Source organism: Herbaspirillum sp. B65, from assembly GCF_000333555.1.
In the GTDB taxonomy this organism is placed as follows: domain Bacteria; phylum Pseudomonadota; class Gammaproteobacteria; order Burkholderiales; family Burkholderiaceae_D; genus Herbaspirillum; species Herbaspirillum rubrisubalbicans.
The window spans coordinates 1-1,630 of the sequence record NZ_BADI01000183.1; the positions used below are offsets into that span (position 1 = coordinate 1).

Below are 1,630 nucleotides of genomic sequence, written 5' to 3' on the forward strand. Positions count from 1 at the left end.
CCTGCAACAGGCGCTGGCGCGGGCTGATCCAGATACGGTCCAGCGCAAACAGCGGCCAGCGCGAGGGGAAGGTACGCGGGGCCGGCGCTGCCTCGAAGTGGACACCAGCCAGCGCAGCGCACGGCCCANCATGACCATTTCATTGACATCACCCATCAGGATCACCGGCGCCTGGTCGGTATCGAAGGCCTGCAGCAGTCGCTGNATCTGGGCGCGCCGTTCAGCCGGCTTGAGCCCCAGATGGGTGGCGATCACGCGCAGCATGTGGCCATGGCAGTCGATGTCGGCATCCAGTGCACCACGCGGTTCGCGGCTGCCGAAGGAAAGGTCGATGTTCTGCGTCGCCAGCACCGGGTAGCGGCTCAATACCGCATTGCCGTAGCGCCGCGCGGGGCTTTGCAGGGTCGGGCCTTCAACCGCAAACAGTCCCGTTGCTTCCCGCAGCAGCGCCAGTACGTCCACCTGGCTTGTGCCGCCCAGCGGCACTTCCTGCAAGGCCAGGATGTCGGCATCGATTTCCTGCAAGACCCGGGCGATGCGTCCAGGCGAGAAGAGGCCATCGGTGCCGCGCGCGCCATGGATGTTGTAGGTCGCTACCTTCAGGGGCCAGGGATCCAGGTTGTGCAGGGGGACATCGGCAGTGAGCACCAGTTCGGTGTCGCTATGCGCGCTCACGCCGTGCTGTGCCTGGCGCGATGAGAGCTTGCCCGTGGGCGTGAGATGGCTGGCGGTGGTACTCATCAGGCCCGGTGCGCCTCCACCTGCTCGTCATGGACCGCTTCCTGGAGAACACCCGGCTGGCGCTGGGCACGTCCCTGGTTGCGCTGGCGCGGCTTGAGCAGCTTTTGCAGCCCGAATGCGGTCAACATCAATGCCGCTGTCACGCCAGCCAGCACCAGCAGGGTCTGCAGGCTGGGATGGCGGATCGCCTCGGCCAGGTTATGCGAGAACACGACCGTCAACACGATGCCCGGCGCCATGCCGATCAAGGTACCCAGCAGGTAATCGCGCAAGCCCAGGTGCGAGGCCCCGGCCACCACGTTGACCACGGTGAAGGGCGCAATGGGCAGCAGCCGCACCACGGCCATGGCGGCGATGCCGCGCTGGGCGAAGCGGCGGCTGAGATTGTTGATGCGCGGCCCCAGCATGTCGCGCAGGGCATCATGTCCCAGCCAGTGCCCCAGGCCAAAGCCGAGCAGGGCGCTCAAGCCTACGCCGGCGCTGGCATACAGGCCGCCATTGACGGGCCCGAACACCACACCGGCTACCGCTATCAAGACCGTAATGGGCACCATCAACATGCCCGCCACCACGAAGGCGGCAATCACGATGGCCGGGGTGAAGGGCATCTGGTCGACGCTGCGCGCCAGCGCAATGAGCGACGCCAGGTTGATCCATTCGCGCAGCGGCGTGAAGCGCCAGGCCAGCGCAAACGCCACCAGCGCCACCGCCAGCACACCTAGACCGATGATGCGGCGCGGCACCGGTTTGCGGGCACTGCGCGGCACATATGCATCGACGAATTCATCGGGACTGATGGGGCGTTCCGGGTCGAATACCGCGTTGGTCTGGGTGAGCGCATCGAGCTCCGGGATCAGGCGCGGGTCCAAGCGGCGCAACTCGCGCTGCC

Annotated in this window: 1 protein-coding gene and 1 pseudogene; both read right to left on the reverse strand. The window is 66.6% G+C overall.

Annotated features, from left to right (window positions below; genetic code table 11):
- Window positions 1–741 (reverse strand): annotated as a pseudogene (locus I5W_RS04595) (endonuclease/exonuclease/phosphatase family protein); the annotation flags it as partial.
- On the reverse strand, window positions 741–1,630 hold an 890-nt coding region (locus I5W_RS04600), incomplete at its 5' end, for a TVP38/TMEM64 family protein (protein ID WP_044528358.1). The gene I5W_RS04600 and the pseudogene I5W_RS04595, both read right to left, overlap by 1 nt.